This window comes from bacterium (assembly GCA_013360215.1).
GTDB lineage: Bacteria > CLD3 > CLD3 > SB21 > SB21 > JABWCP01.
Genome location: JABWCP010000029.1, coordinates 19989 through 41032, shown reverse-complemented (window position 1 = coordinate 41032; position 21044 = coordinate 19989). Strand labels below are relative to the sequence as shown.

Sequence of the window (21044 nt, the reverse complement as noted above, 5' to 3'; positions counted from 1 at the left end):
AGAATTTTATGGACAAAAAATCGGTGTAGGCATGCCTACACCGATTTAACGGAATAAATCACTAACTAAAAAACTGTGTACTTTTTCTAGGACGACACACTATCAATATCTCTATTTCACGCATCCATCACGGCTTTGTATCAATCGTATTTTTGAAATCCTTTAGCGCTTTGTTGATTGCCATTTCATTGGATAAGACCGTGTCCAGCACAGCGATCATGGATTCAAATTTCTCATGGTCGCGAAGTATCTGGTAATTGTTGAGCCAGCGTTTATGAGCGATGAGCAATTCGTTGTATGACGATTTTAATGCGGCATCGGTCGGGCGAATAACCCCGCGAAGACTATCCAGATAAGCTGTATGGTACATTTCGGCATTTCTATAATTTTCCCGTGCAATATTGTTTCGCACCGCCTCGCGCCACGGCTCGCCGGAACGTTTGGCAAAAAGTATGAGCCCAAGCCGTTGATTGAAATCTTTACTCCGATTGCCTAATTCAATACTGAAAGCGAGGAGTTGATCTCTAAAAGGTAACTCTTTTACCGAAGTAACAGGACGACCGGCTTCAATAGGAATATCGTAGTTGATCGGTTGTACCGCTGTGGATGCACTATCTTGACCAAGCTGTGATTCATCCGTTTTTTTCTTCCCGCAGCTCGCGATCAGAAGAACTAAAAAAACAAATAGTGGAAATCTCAAACTCATCCCTTCACCACCACATTGACTAATTTATCCGGTACCACAACTATTTTAACAATTTCTTTTCCGGCAACCCAATGTCCAAGTTTTTCTTTAGCCATGGTCTCTAAGGTTTGTTTATCCAAACCTTTTTTCACTTCAAGTTTATCCCTTAATTTTCCATTGACCTGAAGAACAACCGTAGCCGTATCTTCCACCGTCCATGCGGGATCAAAAACGGGAAATGGCTCGTAGGTGAGTGACATTGTATGCCCAAGACGCGACCATAATTCCTCCGCAATATGCGGAGCAAAAGGCGCCAACAAAAGCAAAAACGGTTCTATAACTTTTCGCGGCCGCACGTCCGACGGCGTAAGTTCATTTACAAATATCATCATTTGAGCAATTGCCGTATTAAAACTAAGCGCCTCGATATCATCTTGTACTTTTTTGATCGTTTTATGCAAAACGCGTAACTGATCCGGCGTCGGTTCGACATCCTGCACTTTAGACGACAGTTGGTCGCGCTCATCCACAAAAAGACGCCATGTACGCTGAAGAAAACGGTACACACCCTCGACACCGCGTGTACTCCAGGGTTTGGTCTGTGTCAACGGCCCCATAAACATTTCGTAAAGCCGCATGGCGTCGGCGCCGTATTGCGCGATAACATCATCGGGATTGACGACATTGCCTCGGGATTTGGACATTTTTTGTGAATCTTCACCTAAAATGATACCTTGATTGACAAGTTTCATAAAAGGTTCCGGCGTAGAAACCAATTTCAAATCGAAAAGCACTTTATGCCAAAAGCGCGCATATAAAAGATGCAGCACGGCGTGTTCACCGCCACCAACATACAAATCAACAGGCAACCAATATTTTTCTTTTTCCGCATCCACAAATGCTTGATCGTTATGGGGATCACAATAACGAAGATAATACCAGCAAGAACCGGCCCACTGCGGCATGGTGTTCGTTTCGCGACGCGCGGATTTTCCATCCATGGTTATGTTCACCCAATCGGTCATCGTCGCAAGCGGTGACTCGCCGGTACCGGCCGGCTTATATGACTGTACTTCCGGAAGATTCAACGGTAAAACGGATTCATCCAACGGCATGATACGGCCATCCTCAAGGTGAACTATGGGAAAAGGTTCACCCCAATATCTCTGACGCGAGAAAAGCCAGTCGCGGAGCTTATAGTTAATGGTGCGCTTACCGATACCTTTATTTTCGATCCAAGCTACGATCGTATCAAATGCGGTTTTATAATTCATTCCGTTGATCGATACTTCCGCATTGGAAGAATTCACACAGACGCTATCCGTATTATTATCGTACACTTCTTCTTGTACGTTTTTCGCCGCTTTAACGACTTCGACGATGGGAAGATCAAATTTTTTTGCAAATTCCCAGTCGCGTGTGTCATGCGCCGGTACAGCCATAATCGCACCGGTACCATAGTTGATCAGGACGTAGTCTGCAATCCATACCGGTATCGGATTACCGTTGGCAGGATTGATCGCATACGCACCGGTCCACACCCCGGTTTTATCTTTGGCTAACTCCGTACGCTCCATATCGCTTTTCAAAGCGGCTTGTTTGCGATAAGCTTCCACCGCATTACGCTGTTCTGCACTTGTTATTTTTTCAACCAGCGGATGTTCCGGTGCGAGCACCATATAGGTCGCACCAAAAATCGTATCCGGTCGTGTCGTAAACACTTTGATATCCCCGTCGTGATCTTTGATGCGGAAATGAATCTCGGCACCTTCGCTGCGACCGATCCAATTGCGTTGCATTTCTTTGATGCTTTCAGGCCAATCCACTAAATTGAGATCCTCCAGCAAACGATCCGCATACGCCGTAATTCGGAGCATCCATTGGCGCATGGGTTTTCGTACGACAGTAAAACCTTTTTCGATTTGTTCCGGTACTTCTTCATTGGCCAGTACGGTACCGAGTTCCGGACACCAGTTGACCGGTACTTCAGCGATATAAGCGAGGTTCTTCTTAAACAATTGAAGAAATATCCACTGCGTCCACTTGACATAATGCGGATCGGTCGTATTGACTTCACGATCCCAATCGTATGAGAAACCGAATATTTTGAGCTGACGGCGAAAGGTGTCTATATTTTGTTTGGTTGTGATGGCCGGGTGCACACCGGTTTTTACCGCATACTGCTCGGCCGGCAATCCAAATGCATCCCAACCCATCGGATGGAGTACATTGAACCCTTTCATGCGTTTGTATCGCGCAAGGATATCGGTCGCTGTATAACCCTCCGGATGACCTACATGCAATCCCGCACCTGACGGATAAGGAAACATATCTAAAACGTAGAATCGTTTTTCTTTGGGAAACTTGGGGTCTTCCGTCACACGGAAAGTTTTATGCTGATTCCAATAAGCTTGCCATTTGGCTTCGATTTTAGTGAAGTCGTATTTCGCCGCGATCTGATCGTTTGAAGAAGATGTGGACATTTCTTTTCCTGCAATAAATGAATGGCGTAATAATATAAACCGAAAATCAATTACTCAATCGAATAATAAAATAAACCGCGAAATACACTGTTTTGTGTACGTGTAAATTTTATTTGCATTACCATTCAAAATTAGAAATATTGTTGCGACACCGTTCTTGACTTAATCGCCCTCTTTCTGTTTTATACAACACAGGTACATGATGAGCCAATCTGTTTCTGACGCCATAGTACGCGTTATCGCCTACTGCGACTATTTCAAGTATCCACTGACTTCCGAAGAAATTCGCTGTATGCTTGCCGTCCCCTGCCGTGACACCAAACAACTGGAAGCAGCACTTAATCAGTGGTGTGCGGAGGGAGAAATCATTTGCCGCGACGGATACTATTGTTTTACTGATCACACAACAGATATCGTCAACAAACGTTTGGAAGACGAGAAACGCGCCGCGCCGCTCAAGGCTAAAGCAGAACGTATTGCACGTTGGATGGCATTCATTCCGTTTGTACGCGGAGTGTTATTAACCGGCAGTTTATCAAAAAACGTAGCGGATGCCAGCGATGATATCGATTATCTGATTATTGTTCCTCACGGACGTGTATGGCTTGTACGCACGCTATTTACCGTAATAAAAAAGATTTTCCTGCTTAACGATAATGATAACTTTTGCGTGAATTACATACTGGCAGAAGACGGTTTGGAGATACCATTTAAAAGCTATTATACGGCATACGAAACCGCCACCGTCAAAATGCTATGGAATGCTAAAGCATTGGATCGCTTTCAGGAAAACAACCGATGGATACATGACTTTTTACCCAATTGGAAATTTCCTTCGCATCCGTCAAAATCGGAGGCCAACCCTTCTTACGTACAACGTTTTTTGGAGTGGGTTTGTTTTCCTCTGGTGATTCCCGGTATGGATACATTCCTACGGCGTATCTGGGATAAGATATGGAAATGGCGGCATCCCGAGCTTCAACAATCCCAGCGTGACAAGCTTTTTTCAACGACCGATCAGGCATCGTCCCGATGGAATATTGATTACGGCGCACTTATTGAGGCTCATATTGAGCAGCGCCTTCAGCGTAAACAAAATTTAGCCGGATGAAAATACTCTTTACTCAATCCTACCAACGTTATCTCGACCCTAAAGAAGAGAAACGTCACATGCCGTATGCACCGCTGGGAACACTCATAGCCGCTGCGATGTTACGTAATGAAGGGCATGATGTGCGTATCATTGACGGCATGTTCTCACGCGACATGAAATCGTTTGATCAAACCATAGCATCATGGCGGCCTGATTTGCATTTTATCTATGATGATGAGTTCAATTATCTCACCAAGATGTGCCTTACCAATATGCGTCAAGCGGCTTTCTATATGATCCGCCGTTCGACCGAACACCAAATCCCCGTATTCGTGTATAGTTCGGACGCGACCGACCATGCCCCGCTATATTTGAATAACGGATCCGACGGGGTCATCATCGGTGAAGGTGAATCCGTGATATCCGATATCGTACATCACGATGATGTCCGGCGCGGTGATCGCCGAGTATCCGGTCTCCTCCGGCGCGATATAGCACCATCCGATCATCCGGGCCGACGTAATGCAACTTTGAATATTGACCAATTGCCTGCACCGGATTTTACCTTAGTAGATATCGCTTCGTATCAAAACGAATGGAAGCGGCATCACGGATATTTTTCCATGAACGTCACGACGTCCCGCGGATGTCCGTATCACTGCAACTGGTGCGCCAAACCGATATATGGGCAAGTGTATCACGCACGATCAGCCGAGTCAACTGCCGACGAATTTTATCGCCTGCATCACCGGTATGGTGCCGATCATATATGGATTACGGATGACATTTTCGGATTGAAGCCGGGATGGCTCGATAGCTTTGCTGTCGCTTTACAACAACGCCGCCTCCATCTGCCGTACAAATGCCTCAGTCGCGCTGACTTACTGTTGCGCGGCAATACGATCAGCGCACTGCGTGAATCGGGTTGTCGTACCGTCTGGTTGGGAGCCGAATCCGGTTCGCAAAAAATATTGAACGCCATGGATAAGGGCGTACAACGTACACAGATTGACGAGGCCACACAAAATCTTCGTCGCTCGGGCATCGAAACGGCATACTTTATCCAGTTCGGTTATTCCGGTGAATCGTGGAATGATATCAATGCGACACGTGCGATGATACGCCAAAATCTTCCCGATGAACTCGGCATATCTGTATCGTATCCTCTGCCGGGTACTCCTTTTTATGAACGCGTACGCAATGAATTGAAAGAAAAGCATAATTGGTCTGATTCCGATGATTTGGATATGATGTTTGAGGGAACGTATTCCAAATCTTTTTACAAAGCACTGCATCGTTTTGTGCATGCAGAATATCGGCTTAGACTTTTTTTAAAACGTGGTCCATGGCACCGATGTATCCATGCCGTGTATTATTTAATCAAGTATTTGATATACGGCCCGTACGTTCAACTGACAAGAATGAGGCCATTGAACCCGACCGATCCGAAATGATTATATGATACCAACCGATTCATTAGACGATATCAACACAGCGTTCTCGCGGCAGTCTGAGGGGTACGACGCGTATGACCAATCGAACCCGATATTATTGTGGATGCGACAACGTGTATACAATCACGTTTTTGAATTTTTAAAACCGGGAGAACGGGTACTGGAAATCAACGCGGGAACCGGTATTGATGCGATGCGCTTTGCACAATACGGATGTACCGTGCATGCTACGGATCTTTCCGAAGGTATGATCCGTCAGATGAGAAAAAAAATTACCGCTGCAAATTTGGAAAACAGTATAACGATAGAACAATTATCTTATACGGAATTAAACCGTATCTCCAACGGCCCCTTCGATTATATTTTTTCCAATTTCGGAGGACTCAATTGCGCACCCAATCTCAGACTTGTAACTCAACATATAGACGATTTGCTCAAACCCGGCGGCCGCCTGACATGGGTGATCATGCCCAAAATCTCACCATGGGAAATAGCCGCTGCACTCAAAGGCCATCTGAGGTATGCCTTTCGACGCCTGCATCGCGGTGGCGCACGTGCACATGTCGAGGGTATTTATTTCCAATGTTACTATTTCAATGTTTCCGACGTGCAAAAAGCTTTGGGTGACGGATATCAACTTTGTCAGTCCGAAGGTTTAGGCGCCCTAGTGCCGCCTCCCCATCGTATGGATTTTGCAGTTTCTCATCCGGACATATACGCTTATCTGAAAAGAGCTGAGGAAGGGTATTCAACATCGTGGCCACTTAATCATTGGGCCGATCACGTGATATGGACATTTCAAAAAAAGACGAGAAACGTATCATGACAGGCTCTGATTTCTTAATTCGAAGTATTGTAAAAGAATGATCACGATACGTACCGCTCGATGGATTGATCGTAAGTTCGGGAAACCGTTGTGTCGAATATTGTCGGTTATTAGTCGCTTCCGAAAAAAAACATGCCCATTGCCAAATGAGATACGGCGTATTGTCATTATTAAAATGTGGGGTATGGGTTCGGTGATTCTTGGTAGTAGCGCTATCCGTAATATGCGACTGAATTGCCCCGAAGCACACATCACGTTAATCACACTTAAACAAAACCAAAGCTTGTACGCTCCCGGTCCATGGATCAATCAACTTATGTATTTCGATTTAAATTCGTTGCCCAAGGCGATCCGTTCTTTGTACCAAATTATGTCGTTCTTGCGCGCACAACCGCCGGATATTGTGTTTGATTTCGAGTTTGCATCGCGGTTTACCGCAATGCTAAGTTTTTGGTCATACCGTAGTTTTCTCGTAGGTTTCAATCCGTCCGGCAGTGCCAAAAATATTTTTGATATAACTATACCTTATTCCGAAACACGCCATATTTCGAAAATTTTCATGGATTCGCTAAAAGCGGTAAAATTTACGATACATACCGACGAACTTATTCCGTGTGTTGCTGAGGATGGCGAGAAATCCAAAGTGGATGCTTTCCTAAAAACACGAGGTATTAACCGGTTTATCGTTTTTAACCCTAATACCAGCAGTATGGCACCTGAACGACAATGGCCACTGGAGCGTTTTGCAGAATTAGCGAAACGATGGTTTGCTGTCGAACCAGAGTGTGTCATTATTGTCATAGGCGGAACAGAAGATATTCAACGCGTTGAAACGCTTTGTGCGATGGTATCTTCGGCCCGAATGATTAGCGCGTGCGGCCACTTTACTATTGCCGGTACATCGTATATGCTGAGCAAGGCCATTGCACTGGTTACGAATGACTCCGGGCCTATGCATTTAGCTACTTTATCGAACACTCCGACGGTCGGTCTTTTTGGCCCGGAAACCCCGGCTTTATACGGACCGGTAGGAGTAAATCAATCAGCTTTAAGCTCTAACGAATATTGCAGTCCGTGTATTTCGATTTATAACGATAAAAAAATCGTTTGCTACCGTCAATGCGCATGCATGCAAAATATCTCCGTATCTCAGGTTTATGAAACACTCAATAGCTACTTTTCTAAAAATCCTTCATTGGAGATACCGCGCAGTGAATCTTAAGCGTAGCCAAGTGATTACGTTTGTTGTGCTGGCGTCTTTGTTTTTTTGGCGCGGCATATGGGTTTCATGGAATGACGTTCATGGAGATTTTCCAAATTATTATTTGGCCGCTAAATTATACAACGAAGGGCATCCGGCCGAATATTTTTATGATGATCAGTGGTTTGACAAAAAATTAACCGAGCATGGTTTTAATTCCGGAAGATTTTCTCAATTTCCGCCATTAACAGTTTTTGTAATGACTCCGCTCGTTAATTTCGAAGCGGCAACAGCTAAAAATATATGGATTATAGTTAATCTCGTTGCTCTTGGAATGATTGTTTTCTGGCTAATGCGACTTTTCCATCAATCGTTTCTTACCTCAGGAATTTTGGTACTTGCTTCAGGTTTTGGACTGATCAATAATTTTCGAGCCGGACAGTTGTACATCATACTTCTTTTGATTTGTATGGGTAGTTATATGCTGCTCAAATATAATAGGAATATATTAACCGGTTTATTGCTCGGCCTAGCCGCTATGATAAAATATTTTACGGCCATATTTATTCCATTCTTATTACTGCAGCGACGCTATAAGGCCGTCAGCGCTATGGGCATAAGCATCATTGTGTGCATGATAATTCAAATTTTAGTTTTCGGTTATACATTGAATGCATCTTTTTTTCGGAACATATTTCTTAATCACCTTGCAGCAGAAATCCCTTCCGGAACTCCATACGCCATCGCCTATCAGGCATGGACGGGGGTTTTGCATTATCTTTTCGTTTTTCATCCCGATTATAACGCCAATCCTCTTCTGGACTTACCTATATTAGCTCATGTTATAAAATACCTTCTACACGGAATCATCTTCGTAACAACTGTAGTTGTGTTATTTAAATTGTACAAATCTCGATGCGAACATCGAGATGATAAAATGCTTGTAGTAATTTGGTTAGCCATCTTTACTTTACTGCCTGCGTCGGCAACATACCATTTCGTTCTGCTAGTTTTTCCTTTAGCTTTTATTTTTTTTCAAAATTGGTTTTCGGCGCGGGCTAAACTCGCGGCGGGATGTCTCTATCTTATGATAAGCTACTTCCCCATTCATCAGATCATAACTTTAAAACCTGATGGGCTGTGGGCCGCTTTGGGTTATCCGCGTCTATATGCGACGACAGCCCTATTCGCTCTTACAATACATCAAGCGTGGTATTCCGTAGAATCGTTATATTCAAATTCTGAACCTAGATATAAAACATGAATAACGTTATAGACAAATAGCCCGACCATAGCATGATTTTTGATTTAAAGTTTCTAACTACAAGCTTACGATTAATTTGCGATTCGTTTTGGAATACCCTATGAAACACCGATGGCCGCAACGATGGATGCCGATGCTATGGAATGCTCTCCGCAACGCGATTCCGCCCGCAGCGGGGTTGATCTCCTCGGTGGTGATTATTCGTACGGCTTCGCTTGAGGTGTGGGGAAATTATGCGCGGTATCTGATCGTTATCCATTTTGGAGTTACTTTTGCCAATTGGGGTTCCCGCTTATATTTACTGCGTGCTTTTTCGGATCAACCGCAACGCTGGCAGGAACTCTGGTTGACGAATATCAAAACGCGCTTACCCTTACTTATCCTACCCATCGCTTTGATGTGTACTGTTGTCCAAGCGAATGACGCCTTACCGCCTCTTCTGCTTTGGTTCGTATGTTTATTTGGAATCCATGCATTTGAACCGGCGATTATTTTTCATCACCGATACATACTCGGCATCCTCAATGATCTTGCAGGTACAGCCGTTTTTTTAGGGTTATCGTTATGGTCATCGGAGATGCAGCATATCCATTTGATCTGGGCCACTTGCATGGCTGCTCTTTGCCGACTTATCATTCTATTGATAGCATGGAGAAATACATTCAGATTGTGGTTTAGAGTTATCGCGCAATGGAATCAACTCAAACATGCATGGGCTCTTGCCATGCAAAATATCAGCGGTTTGTTAGTTTCTAAAATGGACACCTACAGTGTTGCTGTTCTGCTACCGCCATCCGAATTAGGAGTTTATCATATAGTCATGAATGTGCTTAGCTTTTTACAAGCGCTGCCGGAGTTTGCCATTTCAACGCAGTTAAAAAATCTATATCGGTTACAAGCCTCTCATATTCGGCGCATGGGCTTACAATCACTTTTTGCAGGCAGCCTTTTGACTGCGCTCGGCGTCGTTTGTTTGATTGGGATTTTATGGTTTATCGAGGATACCCGCGTCCCGATCACGGCATTGGCCGTCGGTTTTTTATTTGTGCTCCCGATGTACGTATATTTACCATATGTACACGCTTTACTCAAACAACATAAATCCATTATAGTTTTGCGTTTGAGTCTGATCGGTGCATTGGTCAACTTGACAGGTAATATTCTGTTTATCCCTTCACTGGGACTTACCGGCGCCATCGCATCTGCCGCATTGACGCAATGGTTATTATTGGGCGCTTATGTACTCCAATCCGGAGCACCGGAACAAAGCGTTGATCGTAACACACCTTTATCGGAACATGAAGCCATATGAAAATAATTTTTTTTAACCCCAAAGTTACGATCCACGCTAAAATCATACCCAACTCGATTTTACAGATAGCCGCTTCGATACATGGCCAACATGACTATGTGATCGTTGATGGCAATAGGGAATCCGATCCTTTAGAAAAGATTATGGATTTATTCAGGGATCCTTCATTCGGATTCTTTTGTTGCACGGTCATGCCCGGCCCGCAACTTGCTCAAGCCATTCCTATTTCGAAAATGATCCGCGAACAATATCCGCACGTGACCATTATCTGGGGTGGTTATTTTGCTTCCAATCAAAGCCATACTGTGATTCGCTCGGGATATGTTGATTACGTGATTAATGGACCGGGTGATCATGCTTTCCCCGAATTACTGCAAGCGCTTACGGCACGAACATCCGTTGCAACCATTTCCAATCTCGTTTACCGCACAGGTGACACAATATATAAAACACCGAAAGCCGATCTTATTGATCAGGATACGCTACCGGATTTGCCCTACGACACATTACATTCCTTTTATCCGATGGATGGATACTTGGGAAAAACGTTTTTGGGAACGCGCACTATTGCCTATCATTCAAGTATAGGCTGTCCATTTTCATGCTCATTCTGCGGCGTTGTACCGATCTTCGAAACACGCTGGAAAGGCAAATCGGCTGAACGTATTTACCGTGACATACGATTTTTGAAAGAAACCTACGGCGGAAACGCTATCACATTTCACGATAATAACTTCTTCGTCTCTGAAAAACGAGTTGTCGAATTTGCGGAACGTATTATGCACGACGGCATGGCTTGGTGGGGAGAAGGTCGAATTGACACGATGGATAAGTATAGCGATGCTTCATTGGCGACGCTGCGCCGGTCGGGATGCCGCATGATATTTTTTGGAGCAGAAAGCGGAAACGATACGCTATTGCGCCAAATGGACAAAGGTGGAACTCAGTCCGGTAACAAACTTCGGAGTTTCGCCGCGCGATTAAGAGAACACGATATTATACCGGAGTACTCGTTTGTTCTTGGATTTCCGGCTGCCACCGAAGATGAAGTCTGGAAACTGATTGACCAGGAGATACGCTTTATACGTGAAATAAAATCCATCAATCCTTCGACTGAAATTATCATATATATATATACACCTGTGCCTACGGAAGGTTCAGATTTATATAATCAGGCCTTAGCTCGCGGATTTCAGTTCCCGCGACATTTGGATGAGTGGATGAAACCGGAGTGGCTCAATTTTGATTTGCACCGTCAATATGTGACACCGTGGCTTACTCCGGCGATGATCCGTCATATTCACGATTTTGAAACTGTTCTTAATGCACAATACCCGACGATCAGCGACCTCAAACTAACTGCTTTTCAGCGCACTGCCATGCGATGGTTTTCCTCGTGGCGTTACCGGTTTCACCGGTATGCGCACCCATATGAATTGAAATTTCTTCAGAAATATTGGCTCCGATATCGCCGCCCTGAAAAGGAGGGGTTCTGATGTTCCGGCGCGTACGCAAATTCTTCGGGAAAGCACCTGTTCAGCTCAATCCTAAAGAAGCATACAATCTGTGGTCTGAATCATACGACACCGAACGTAATCCCGTAAAATCGTTTTCCGATAATATGGTTTCAGAATATTTACCTGAAATGAAAGACAAAGCTTTACTTGATGTGGGTTGCGGAACAGGTCATGCATGTAAGCTTGCATTAGATCATGGTGCCGCACGCGTGTTAGGTCTTGATATTTCAGAAAACATGATCATTAAAGCTCGGAAGTTGATTCCATCCGACAAAGCCGAATTTCGTACGATCTCAGAAAAACAGTCATTTGTTGTTGATGAACCATTCGATGTGGCCGTATGCGCTCTGGTTCTGGCACACACCGACGATCCGAACCTTATTCTTCACAGCATTTATGACGCTTTACGTCCTGACGGAATATTGATTATTACGGATTTTCATCCGCATGCAGCGCATCAGGGTATGAAACGCTCTTTTGATCATCACGGTGTGACTTACACTGTAACGCACCATACTCATACTCTTGAAACATACCGTGGAATGCTTGAAGATACAGGCTTCACATGCTTACAACATAACGAAGCTTCGTGGCTCAATACACCGGTAGTATTTGCAATGCAATGCCAAAAAAAATGATTGGTACATGGAACTGCTTATACAAAACGTCAACTGGGAACATGAAGAACAATTGCAATGCGGCGCATTACGTATCAAGAATGGTCACATTGTAGAAATTGATAAGGACATAAAACCAAACAAGAGTGAAATCGTAATTGACGGTAAAGGCGATTTTGTTTACCCGGGTTTGATCAATAGTCACGATCATCTTGAAATGAATATTTATCCGAGGCTAGGGAAACCGCCATATGAGGACTACGTTGCTTGGGCAAATGATATTTATAAACCCCATGCGGCGCCTGTTTCTGACATAGAGGCATTACCGCTCCGCGATCGGTTATTGTTTGGTGCATTTAAAAATATTATTTCAGGCGTAACTACTGTCGTACATCACAATCCATACCATGCGCGGTTTCGTTTTGGTTTTCCGATCTCTGTATTTAGCCGATACCAATGGATGCATTCGTTGGTATTTGGGGAAAAAATCCGCAGGCGTTGGTTTGGTACACAAAAGCTGATTATACATGCTGCGGAAGGAATCAATGAGCGCGCGGCCAGAGAGATTGATGAATTGGATAATTTAGGATATCTCCGGAAACAAACCGTGCTGGTTCATGGTGTTGCCGTATCCGCAAACCAAATAAATCGTCTTCAGGAGAAAGGCGCTTCGTTGGTTTGGTGTCCTTCTTCCAATATATACTTATTCGGAAGAACTGCGCCGATAGATATGCTTAAACACCGCATTCCCGTTGCCCTTGGTACCGATTCCACTCTGACCGGATCACCGACGCTTTTGGATGAAATTCGTGACGCCATTAAAACAGGACTGGTTTCAGAGAATGAAATATTTCACATGGTAACAAACGGACCATCACGAATATTCGGCTTACAAAAGCCGATGGCCATTACGAAAGGCGCACCGGCTGATCTATTCATAGCAACACGCAAACAAGAAGATTACAAAACGAATTTGACTTCGACTTACCCCGATGATATCCGACTGGTGCTGCATAACGGATGTGTAAGATTATTGCGCGGTGAGCCGCCGCACAGCTGGCCGTTTCGATTAAAAAGGTTATTTATCCGTCAAAACTATCTGTGCATACATATGCCCTCGTTGATGAAACGCATAACATCGGGCGTTCCTTCCGTTTTTCTTCAACAAAATCCCGTATGGAAAATAGCGGAGACATGGATATGACTTTTTTTAGATCAAAATCTATCAAAACATTGCCTGTACTGGTACTGATGCCGCATAGCGCTTGCAATTGCCGTTGCCTTATGTGTGATATCTGGAAATCCAACTCAAATCTACGATCGTGGGATTCTGATATTTTTAAAAAACTGGAAAACGATATCCGATCGTTGCGAGTGCGTGAAGTGGTTTTTTCGGGCGGTGAGGCCTTACTTCACCCCGCTTTGTTTGAATTTTGCACATCATTAAAATCAATTTCAGATATCAAACTTACATTATTATCCACCGGACTTTTGTTAGATCGGTTTGCCCGATCCATTACCGATCATATTGATGAGGTGATCGTATCTCTAGACGGCCCGGCGCAAATTCACGATACCATTCGTAATATTCCCGGAGGCTTTGAAAAGATCCGTGTGGGCATTAAAAGCATACTGACCGTTAAGCCGGAGTTTAATATATCCGCGCGATGTGTAGTCCAAAAATCAAACTTCCGATTTTTAAAAGAACTCATTATCGCCGCACAAGACATGGGGTTACGCCGGTTGAGTTTTTTACCGGCGGATATGCATTCGCAAGCCTTTAACCACACCTCGCCTTTGCAATCCGAACAAACAGATCCCATAATACCCTCACCCAATGAACTTCCTGATCTGCGCCAGAGCTTGTCAGATATAGTAAAGGAATTTAATAACGCTTTTCATACGCGATGGATTTCAGAATCTCCTCAGAAACTGCTGCGCATCGCAGATTATTACGAAGCGGTGCATGGTTTAGGTTCATTCAAATCTCCACCCTGTAACGCCCCGTGGGTTTCGGCTGTGGTAGAATCCGATGGCTCTGTGCGTCCTTGTTTTTTTCATGCATCGTTAGGAAATTTTTTCAATCAACCACTTCCGGAAATACTAAATGGGGACGATGCAATACACTTCCGGAAAAACCTAGATATATCACAAAATTCGATATGCCAGCGTTGCGTTTGTTCCCTGCAATATTCGCGATCTATCGTAGATAAACTCTATTTTTAATTAACTTACCTCTATCGGCGTCAACTATTTGACGCACTCTATTAACCTGTGACCTCTATCACAAACCGAATACACGGTTTTCATGTATAATCCTATTGAACGATGGTTGTAATCGTTTTTTGAAAGGGATTTTATGCAGTACATGATTATGGCACTTGCTTTTTTTATGGTTGTTATGGTGATGGCGATATTCTACGGCAATGGTGATCGCCGGGATCGTTATTCAGACGGATTGTAATTCTCTATCGAGCCTGACGTTTGTCATTGTTCTTTGTATCGAAGTTGGCTTTTTTGAATGATATTCGCGACCGACTTGAGTTTGCGGTTTATCGGAACTATATTTTCAAACCATTTCGTCACATCATTCACCACGATAAGGAAGCCAACCGTGTACAAAGACATTACTCCCCCCAAAGAAGGTCAAAAAATTTCAATCCAAAACGGTGTACTCCAAGTACCCGATAATCCGGTCATACCGTTTATCGAAGGTGATGGTACCGGTCGTGACATTTGGCGTGCATCGGTACGTGTGTTTGATGCCGCTGTACAAAAAGCTTATGGCGGTAAGAAAAAAATTCATTGGTTTGAAGTATATGCCGGACAAAAATCATTTGATCAATACAATACTTGGCTTCCCGATGATACCATCACTGCTTGCAAAGAGTATCTCGTTTCGATCAAGGGTCCCCTCACGACACCGGTGGGCGGAGGCATTCGCAGTCTCAATGTAGCCTTACGTCAAACACTCGATCTATATGTCTGTTTACGCCCTGTGCGTTATTTTAACGGCGTTCCCTCTCCTGTCAAACGCCCCGAAAAAGTGGATATGGTGATTTTCCGCGAAAATACGGAAGACATCTACGCCGGTATCGAATGGAAAGAAGGATCTCCGGAAGCTAAAAAAGTAATCGCCTGGCTTCAAAATGAGATGGGCGTTAAAAAAGTACGATTCCCCGAAACGAGCGGCATCGGTATCAAACCGGTATCACGCGAAGGTTCCGAACGCTTGATTCGCTCCGCCATCCAATATGCCATCGCACAAAAACGTAAGAGCGTGACGCTTGTGCACAAAGGCAATATCATGAAATACACCGAAGGTGCATTTCGTGATTGGGGTTATGAATTAGCCAAACGCGAATTCGGAGGTGTGGAAATTGACGGCGGGCCGTGGGTCAAATTGCCTAGTGGTGTTATCATCAAAGACGCTATCGCCGACATCACACTACAGCAAGTACTGACGCGGCCGGAAGATTTTGATGTCATTGCCACGATGAACCTCAACGGTGATTATCTGTCGGATGCCTTAGCTGCACAAGTCGGCGGCATCGGTATAGCTCCGGGCGGTAATATCAATTATATCACCGGTCATGCCGTATTTGAGGCTACACACGGCACAGCACCTAAATACGCCGATTTAGATAAAGTCAACCCCGGTTCGGTGATATTGTCCGGCGAAATGATGTTTCGCTATATGGGTTGGAATGAAGTTGCCGATCTTTTGATCAAAGGACTTGAAACCTCGATCGCAAAAAAAACGGTTACCTATGATTTTGCCCGCCTGATGGATGGTGCAAAAGAAATCAAGTGTAGCGAATTTGGCGATGCGATCATCGCAAATATGTAATACCAAAAAAAGTAAATATGAAACGGCGAGCTAAACTCGCCGTTTTTTGTTTTAATAAGGGCTCTAGTGATCTGTGAATCAGATCAAAATACCTGTGAAAATAAAATGTATAAACCGCTTCCGCCTTCGGAAATGCCATAATCGGTTCGTATAATCGTGCTATGCCAATAAAATCGAAGCCCTCCGCCGTATCCGGCATGCCAGTTTTTTGGTATCAGGGATGGCCCGTCTTTCCGTTTATAAATTTGCCCCGCATCGGTGAATAGTATAACCCCAAGCATCATATTACGGCGATCCGACAAATGTATTCCACGCCATCGCAGTTCGGTATTAACCAAAAAACGACCTTGCCCGCGTCGCCTTGCCGACGGCATACCGCGCACCGAACCTTCACCACCCAGCTTCAATTCGTCATAAAATGGTATCTGTCCAAAGACTTGATCAGCCGCTAAACGATATCCCGCCACGACACTTGGTGTGATAGGAATGAAATGCCGATGTTCATAACTCGCGAGCCACCCCTGATAATCCCCTTCTCCTCCTATTTTATATTCTACAAGCAACTCTTCTAATATCCCGCGCGTGGAATTGATATAATTATCACGTGTATCATATCGCATGGCAGCGTCCAATTTCCACAATACACCACCTTTATAACCCACCGGTTTCAGTTCCTTAAGGATATTACCTGAATCAGCATTGGGCTTGACCGAAGTATGGCGAATACTCACACCGCCGCGAAGGCGCCATGGCCCATGCAGATCATAAATCCATGTTAGGGATGCGCTCGGTGTAGCTTGACGAAAAGTTCGTTGTGATTTACTCAAACGCAAACTATCCACCATATGATTAGAAAGTTCTCCGTAATAATTGGCAAACTCGAGCTTATCGTAAGCTAACTCGAAATCAAAACGGTGACCTTTAAGAAAATTCGGATAATCCAAAGACAACACATGCGCCCATTTTCCCTCTGTCGTCACAAAGTACTGTGCTTTCAAAGCACGACGATACGGCACCGTGACACTATCATAGTCATACACGCACATACGAAGACCATAACCCGTACCGTCATCGGATGTATAATTCACCAAAGGTATAGGCGTAAAACGACGCCCTTTGGTGCGACGTGATACATCCACTGGTGTGTCACCTGAACTGCTTTGCAGATTCTCATACAAATTTTGCCCGCAGATCGTGGTTACAAAAAACCAACTCAAAACAAAAAGCCGCCTGAGTGAAATTATATTTGCCGTTTCAATCATCATCTGTTTTAAATTATCTGATGGGCTATGCAATGGCTACCGGTATATGACGCATACGCATAATATGATACGTCATTTTCCATAATCGAAAAAATCCCTGAATCGTTTCAGTAAAAATTTGGGTTAAAGAACCCCATTCGATCTTTAAATTGACGTGTGTGAATAAACTTGTAACAGCTACAAAAGGAGCCGGTGCCGAAGTGAGATTTTTTGCTAATGCTAAACTCTCGGTGTACGGGACGACACGATCCTGATCACTGTGGCCGATGATCATGTAGGAGTGAATTAAGTGCGCATACGACGTAAGATCAGCCAATTCTAATTTAGAACGAAAATCGTTGGGTAAAGCTGCGTACAATACATCAAAAGCCGAGGGATTCTGATTTTCTATAAATCGATACAGTGATTGATGCGTGCTATCCAATGAAAGAAAATTTTTCCCGGGGTCATATCCGGCATCCGTTATTTTTTGAGCGATTATAGATTTAAAAATAACCAGCGATTTTTCGTTCCCACTTTCCGGTATATTGCCCAATAGAAATTTCCATCGGTCATTATTTTTAGATACAGAGCGCATTTCTTGACCGGTATCGGTCGTGTAATATCCTGTTAAAGTATATTTGAGTGTTTTTCGAATATCAAAATAACCCCCAAAAATAACACCAAAGCGTACTTGATCTCTGATCGAAGAATCAGATAACGCCATAATAACCGGACCCGCACCATAACTGAATCCCATCAAACCGATAGACGACGAGTCAACATCCGGTCGTTGCTTCACTATACGAAAAGCTTCCATGGTGTTGTCTGCATCTTCCATACTTATACGAAACCGCCGCATCATAGGAAACTCAGGCGTCATTACAATAAAACCGGCACGCGCCATACGATGCGCCATACGTTGTAACCTTCGATCGTTGTTTCCTTTTTCAGTAAACCCATGCGCCATGATGATCGCTGATTTTTTATGATTTCCGGGTGGCGAATAAATAGAATAATACAGCGTTTTTTTTGACTCACGATCAAGAGAATCATGTGTGACAACTATTTCATCCGTTACGACTTGATAAAGATCGGAGGCCTCCGGCGTAGCCATATCTATAATAAACAAAAAAGCTAACGCCGCATCACGCGGTTTCTCAAACAACAAGGATACGGCCATAACACAGCAAATAACAGCAAACCAAACGATGGCATGTCGAAGTGTTTTCACCAAAACAATGATCTTTCAAATTTCGACGAATACATTTTATTGCGGCCCCGGTTTAAGATGTTCCTTGAGGTACCGTGTCAATAGCGAATACAGATGCAACGAGGTTCCGTCTCCTTCATCAATATTGTGCGTTCGATTGGGGTAAGCCATCATATCAAACGGTTTTCCTGCCGCGATCAGCGCATTAATCAACATTTCCGTATTCTGATAATGTACATTGTCATCACCTGTACCGTGCACCAGTAAGAGTTTTCCTTTCAGATTTTGTACATAGCTGATCGGCGAAGCTTTTAAGAACCATTCCAGGTTATCTTTGGGAAAACCCATATAACGCTCGGTATATATATTATCATAGTTTCGCTGATCCGTCACGGGTGAAACACACATGCCGACGTGAAATACGTCCGGAAATCTAAACATCGACTGCAATGTCGAAGCGCCGCCGCCGCTCCAGCCCCAGATGCCCACACGCGACTTGTCAATATAAGGCCACGTCGTCACACGACGCACTCCTTCAGCCAAATCCATCGGAGCAAGCCATCCTAATTGTTTATATATCGCTTTACGCCAAGCTCTGCCCCGCGGCGCAGGTGTACCACGCGGATCTAAGCTGATCACGATATATCCTTGCTGAGCGAGCATCTGATGCCACAAATAATCAGCGCCATCCCAATTATCGGCTACTGTTTGTTCGGCAGGTTCGCCATAGACAAAAACAAAGAGAGGATATTTTTTCGTCGCATCAAAGGATGCCGGTTTAAGCATCCACCCGTCTAACATCAACCCATTGCCGGCTTCAATTTTAAAAAACTCCGGTGCATTTATTTTTAACCCTGCCAGTCGTTGACGCAAAGCCAGATTGTCTTCCAGAGTACGTAATGTTTTATGTTTCGGAAGGTCTACAACTTCAACTATTTGTGGCAGTTGCATAGACGAATATTTATGTATCGCGTATTTTGCATCGGGCGAAATCTGATAATCATGCCAACCTCCGGTCTCCGTTGTAATGCGTTCGGCTTTCCCTTTACCGTCCATTTTCATGCGATATAAAAAACGTTGCGTAGCATTTTCGGGTGACGCCGTATAATAAAGCATGTTTTCTTTTTCTTGTGCGAGTATAACTTTGATCACATCAAAATTAACCGGCGTAAGAAGCTCCGTTTTTTTACCGTCGCGACTGGTCTTATACACATGCCGCCATCCGTCACGCTCACTAATCCATAAAAATCCTTTTCCGCCATCCAGTACTTTAAATTCATCATCTATATCAATCCATGCACTATCTTTATCGGTGGCTATCGTTTGTACAATGCCGGATTTTACATCACCGAGCATGATCTGCAAAGTATTTTGCAAGCGATTGAGGTGTCGCATGACGATGGCTTCTGATGTTCCTGCCCATTCCATTCGAGGAATATAATTATCCCGCGGATCGCCGGGTGTTTGCATCCATACCGTAGTACCGCCGCTGGCAGAAACTACACCGACACGACAGAATGAATTCGGATATCCGGCTTTGGGATACTGCACCGGAATGACTTTGGAATAAACTGAATCCGTGTTGTTAATCATATAAAACACACCGATACCCTCAGCATTCAATTGCCAATATGCAACAGCACGACTATCGGGACTCCATCGAAATCCGTCTCGGCAGCCAAATTCTTCTTCATATACCCAATCAAACGTTCCGTTGATGATGACATCGGAACCGTCGAAAGTCAATTGTGTGATTTTCCCGGTTAACAGGTTTTCTGTGTAGATATTATTTTCCCTAACATACGCCACTTGCTGACCGTCCGGAGAAAATTTAGCAAACATCAGGGTGGATGTTTTGGCGTCGGCACCACCGAGCTTATGTAGTTTTCCCGTCCCAATATCCAGTACCCAATAATCGCCCCGCGTATTATATCGCCAGACTTTGCGTGTATTGGTAAAAATCAATAACCGTGAATCATCGGAAGACCAGAAATAATCGGATATTTTGAGAGGACGGGTTTGCCCCTGCGGTATTAGCTTTTCAGCGCCGATCAATACGGTACGCGTCCCGGTAGCCGCATCATACTTAATGATATCTTTACCTTCCGCTCGATCCGACACTTCAAGCGTCGTATAACCTTTGTCGTCTTTTAACCACCGCGCCGGACCAAAAAAACGTGACTGCAATTCATCGGAATCAAAAATTCGCTCCAACGATAACATCGTGCTGTCCTGCGAAACCAATGGCCATTGCAGAAACAAAAATATACTCAGAATGAATGTTTTCA

The 21044-nt window shown here is 44.1% G+C and carries 16 protein-coding genes; 11 read left to right on the top strand and 5 right to left on the bottom strand.

Annotated features, from left to right (window positions below):
* Positions 1 to 127: 127 nt before the first annotated feature.
* Both HUU58_13830 and HUU58_13825 read right to left on the bottom strand, forming a co-directional pair.
* Positions 128 to 706 carry a hypothetical protein gene (locus tag HUU58_13830; GenBank protein NUN46751.1) on the bottom strand — a complete coding sequence of 193 codons (579 nt, stop codon included), beginning with the start codon at positions 704 to 706 and terminating at the stop codon, positions 128 to 130.
* On the bottom strand, positions 703 to 3168 hold the full coding sequence (locus HUU58_13825) for a leucine--tRNA ligase (protein ID NUN46750.1): 2466 nt from the start codon (positions 3166 to 3168) through the stop codon (positions 703 to 705). Before HUU58_13825 ends, HUU58_13830 begins: the two co-directional genes overlap by 4 nt.
* A gap of 199 nt (positions 3169 to 3367) precedes the next feature.
* Here HUU58_13825 and HUU58_13820 point away from each other — a divergent pair, with 199 nt between their 5' ends.
* The 11 genes from HUU58_13820 to icd all read left to right on the top strand — a co-directional run bounded on the left by HUU58_13820 (position 3368) and on the right by icd (position 16302).
* Entirely contained in the window at positions 3368 to 4279 is a 912-nt protein-coding gene (locus HUU58_13820; GenBank protein NUN46749.1) for a hypothetical protein, read from the top strand.
* Positions 4276 to 5715 (top strand): B12-binding domain-containing radical SAM protein, encoded by a 1440-nt coding sequence (locus HUU58_13815; GenBank protein NUN46748.1) that lies wholly within the window; start codon positions 4276 to 4278, stop codon positions 5713 to 5715. Before HUU58_13820 ends, HUU58_13815 begins: the two co-directional genes overlap by 4 nt.
* A 4-nt stretch (positions 5716 to 5719) precedes the next feature.
* On the top strand, positions 5720 to 6541 hold the full coding sequence (locus HUU58_13810; protein ID NUN46747.1) for a class I SAM-dependent methyltransferase: 822 nt from the start codon (positions 5720 to 5722) through the stop codon (positions 6539 to 6541).
* Between the two features lie 37 nt (positions 6542 to 6578).
* Complete coding sequence (locus HUU58_13805; GenBank protein ID NUN46746.1) at positions 6579 to 7763, top strand: glycosyltransferase family 9 protein; 1185 nt, start codon at positions 6579 to 6581, stop codon at positions 7761 to 7763.
* Entirely contained in the window at positions 7753 to 9006 is a 1254-nt protein-coding gene (locus HUU58_13800; protein ID NUN46745.1) for a DUF2029 domain-containing protein, read from the top strand. Before HUU58_13805 ends, HUU58_13800 begins: the two co-directional genes overlap by 11 nt.
* 100 nt (positions 9007 to 9106) lie before the next feature.
* Positions 9107 to 10318, top strand: coding sequence for a polysaccharide biosynthesis C-terminal domain-containing protein (locus HUU58_13795; GenBank protein ID NUN46744.1), 1212 nt, complete (start codon positions 9107 to 9109; stop codon positions 10316 to 10318).
* Positions 10315 to 11814 (top strand): B12-binding domain-containing radical SAM protein, encoded by a 1500-nt coding sequence (locus HUU58_13790; GenBank protein ID NUN46743.1) that lies wholly within the window; start codon positions 10315 to 10317, stop codon positions 11812 to 11814. Before HUU58_13795 ends, HUU58_13790 begins: the two co-directional genes overlap by 4 nt.
* Entirely contained in the window at positions 11814 to 12473 is a 660-nt protein-coding gene (locus tag HUU58_13785; protein NUN46742.1) for a class I SAM-dependent methyltransferase, read from the top strand. Before HUU58_13790 ends, HUU58_13785 begins: the two co-directional genes overlap by 1 nt.
* 7 nt (positions 12474 to 12480) lie before the next feature.
* Entirely contained in the window at positions 12481 to 13656 is a 1176-nt protein-coding gene (locus tag HUU58_13780; protein ID NUN46741.1) for an amidohydrolase family protein, read from the top strand.
* Positions 13647 to 14678 (top strand): radical SAM protein, encoded by a 1032-nt coding sequence (locus tag HUU58_13775; GenBank protein ID NUN46740.1) that lies wholly within the window; start codon positions 13647 to 13649, stop codon positions 14676 to 14678. The genes HUU58_13780 and HUU58_13775 overlap by 10 nt, the downstream gene beginning before the upstream one ends.
* Before the next feature lie 295 nt (positions 14679 to 14973).
* Positions 14974 to 16302: an NADP-dependent isocitrate dehydrogenase gene (gene icd / locus HUU58_13770; GenBank protein NUN46739.1), complete on the top strand. Its 1329-nt coding sequence runs from the start codon at positions 14974 to 14976 to the stop codon at positions 16300 to 16302.
* An 83-nt stretch (positions 16303 to 16385) separates the two neighbouring features.
* On the opposite strand, the gene HUU58_13765 is transcribed toward icd, so the two are convergent.
* The 3 genes from HUU58_13765 to HUU58_13755 all read right to left on the bottom strand — a co-directional run bounded on the left by HUU58_13765 (position 16386) and on the right by HUU58_13755 (position 20979).
* Positions 16386 to 17519, bottom strand: a complete 1134-nt coding sequence (locus HUU58_13765; GenBank protein ID NUN46738.1) for a BamA/TamA family outer membrane protein — start codon at positions 17517 to 17519, stop codon at positions 16386 to 16388.
* Between the two features lie 70 nt (positions 17520 to 17589).
* Positions 17590 to 18777 carry a hypothetical protein gene (locus HUU58_13760; protein NUN46737.1) on the bottom strand — a complete coding sequence of 396 codons (1188 nt, stop codon included), beginning with the start codon at positions 18775 to 18777 and terminating at the stop codon, positions 17590 to 17592.
* Positions 18778 to 18813: 36 nt separating this feature from the next.
* Positions 18814 to 20979: a S9 family peptidase gene (locus HUU58_13755; protein NUN46736.1), complete on the bottom strand. Its 2166-nt coding sequence runs from the start codon at positions 20977 to 20979 to the stop codon at positions 18814 to 18816.
* Between the last annotated feature and the right edge of the window lie 65 nt (positions 20980 to 21044).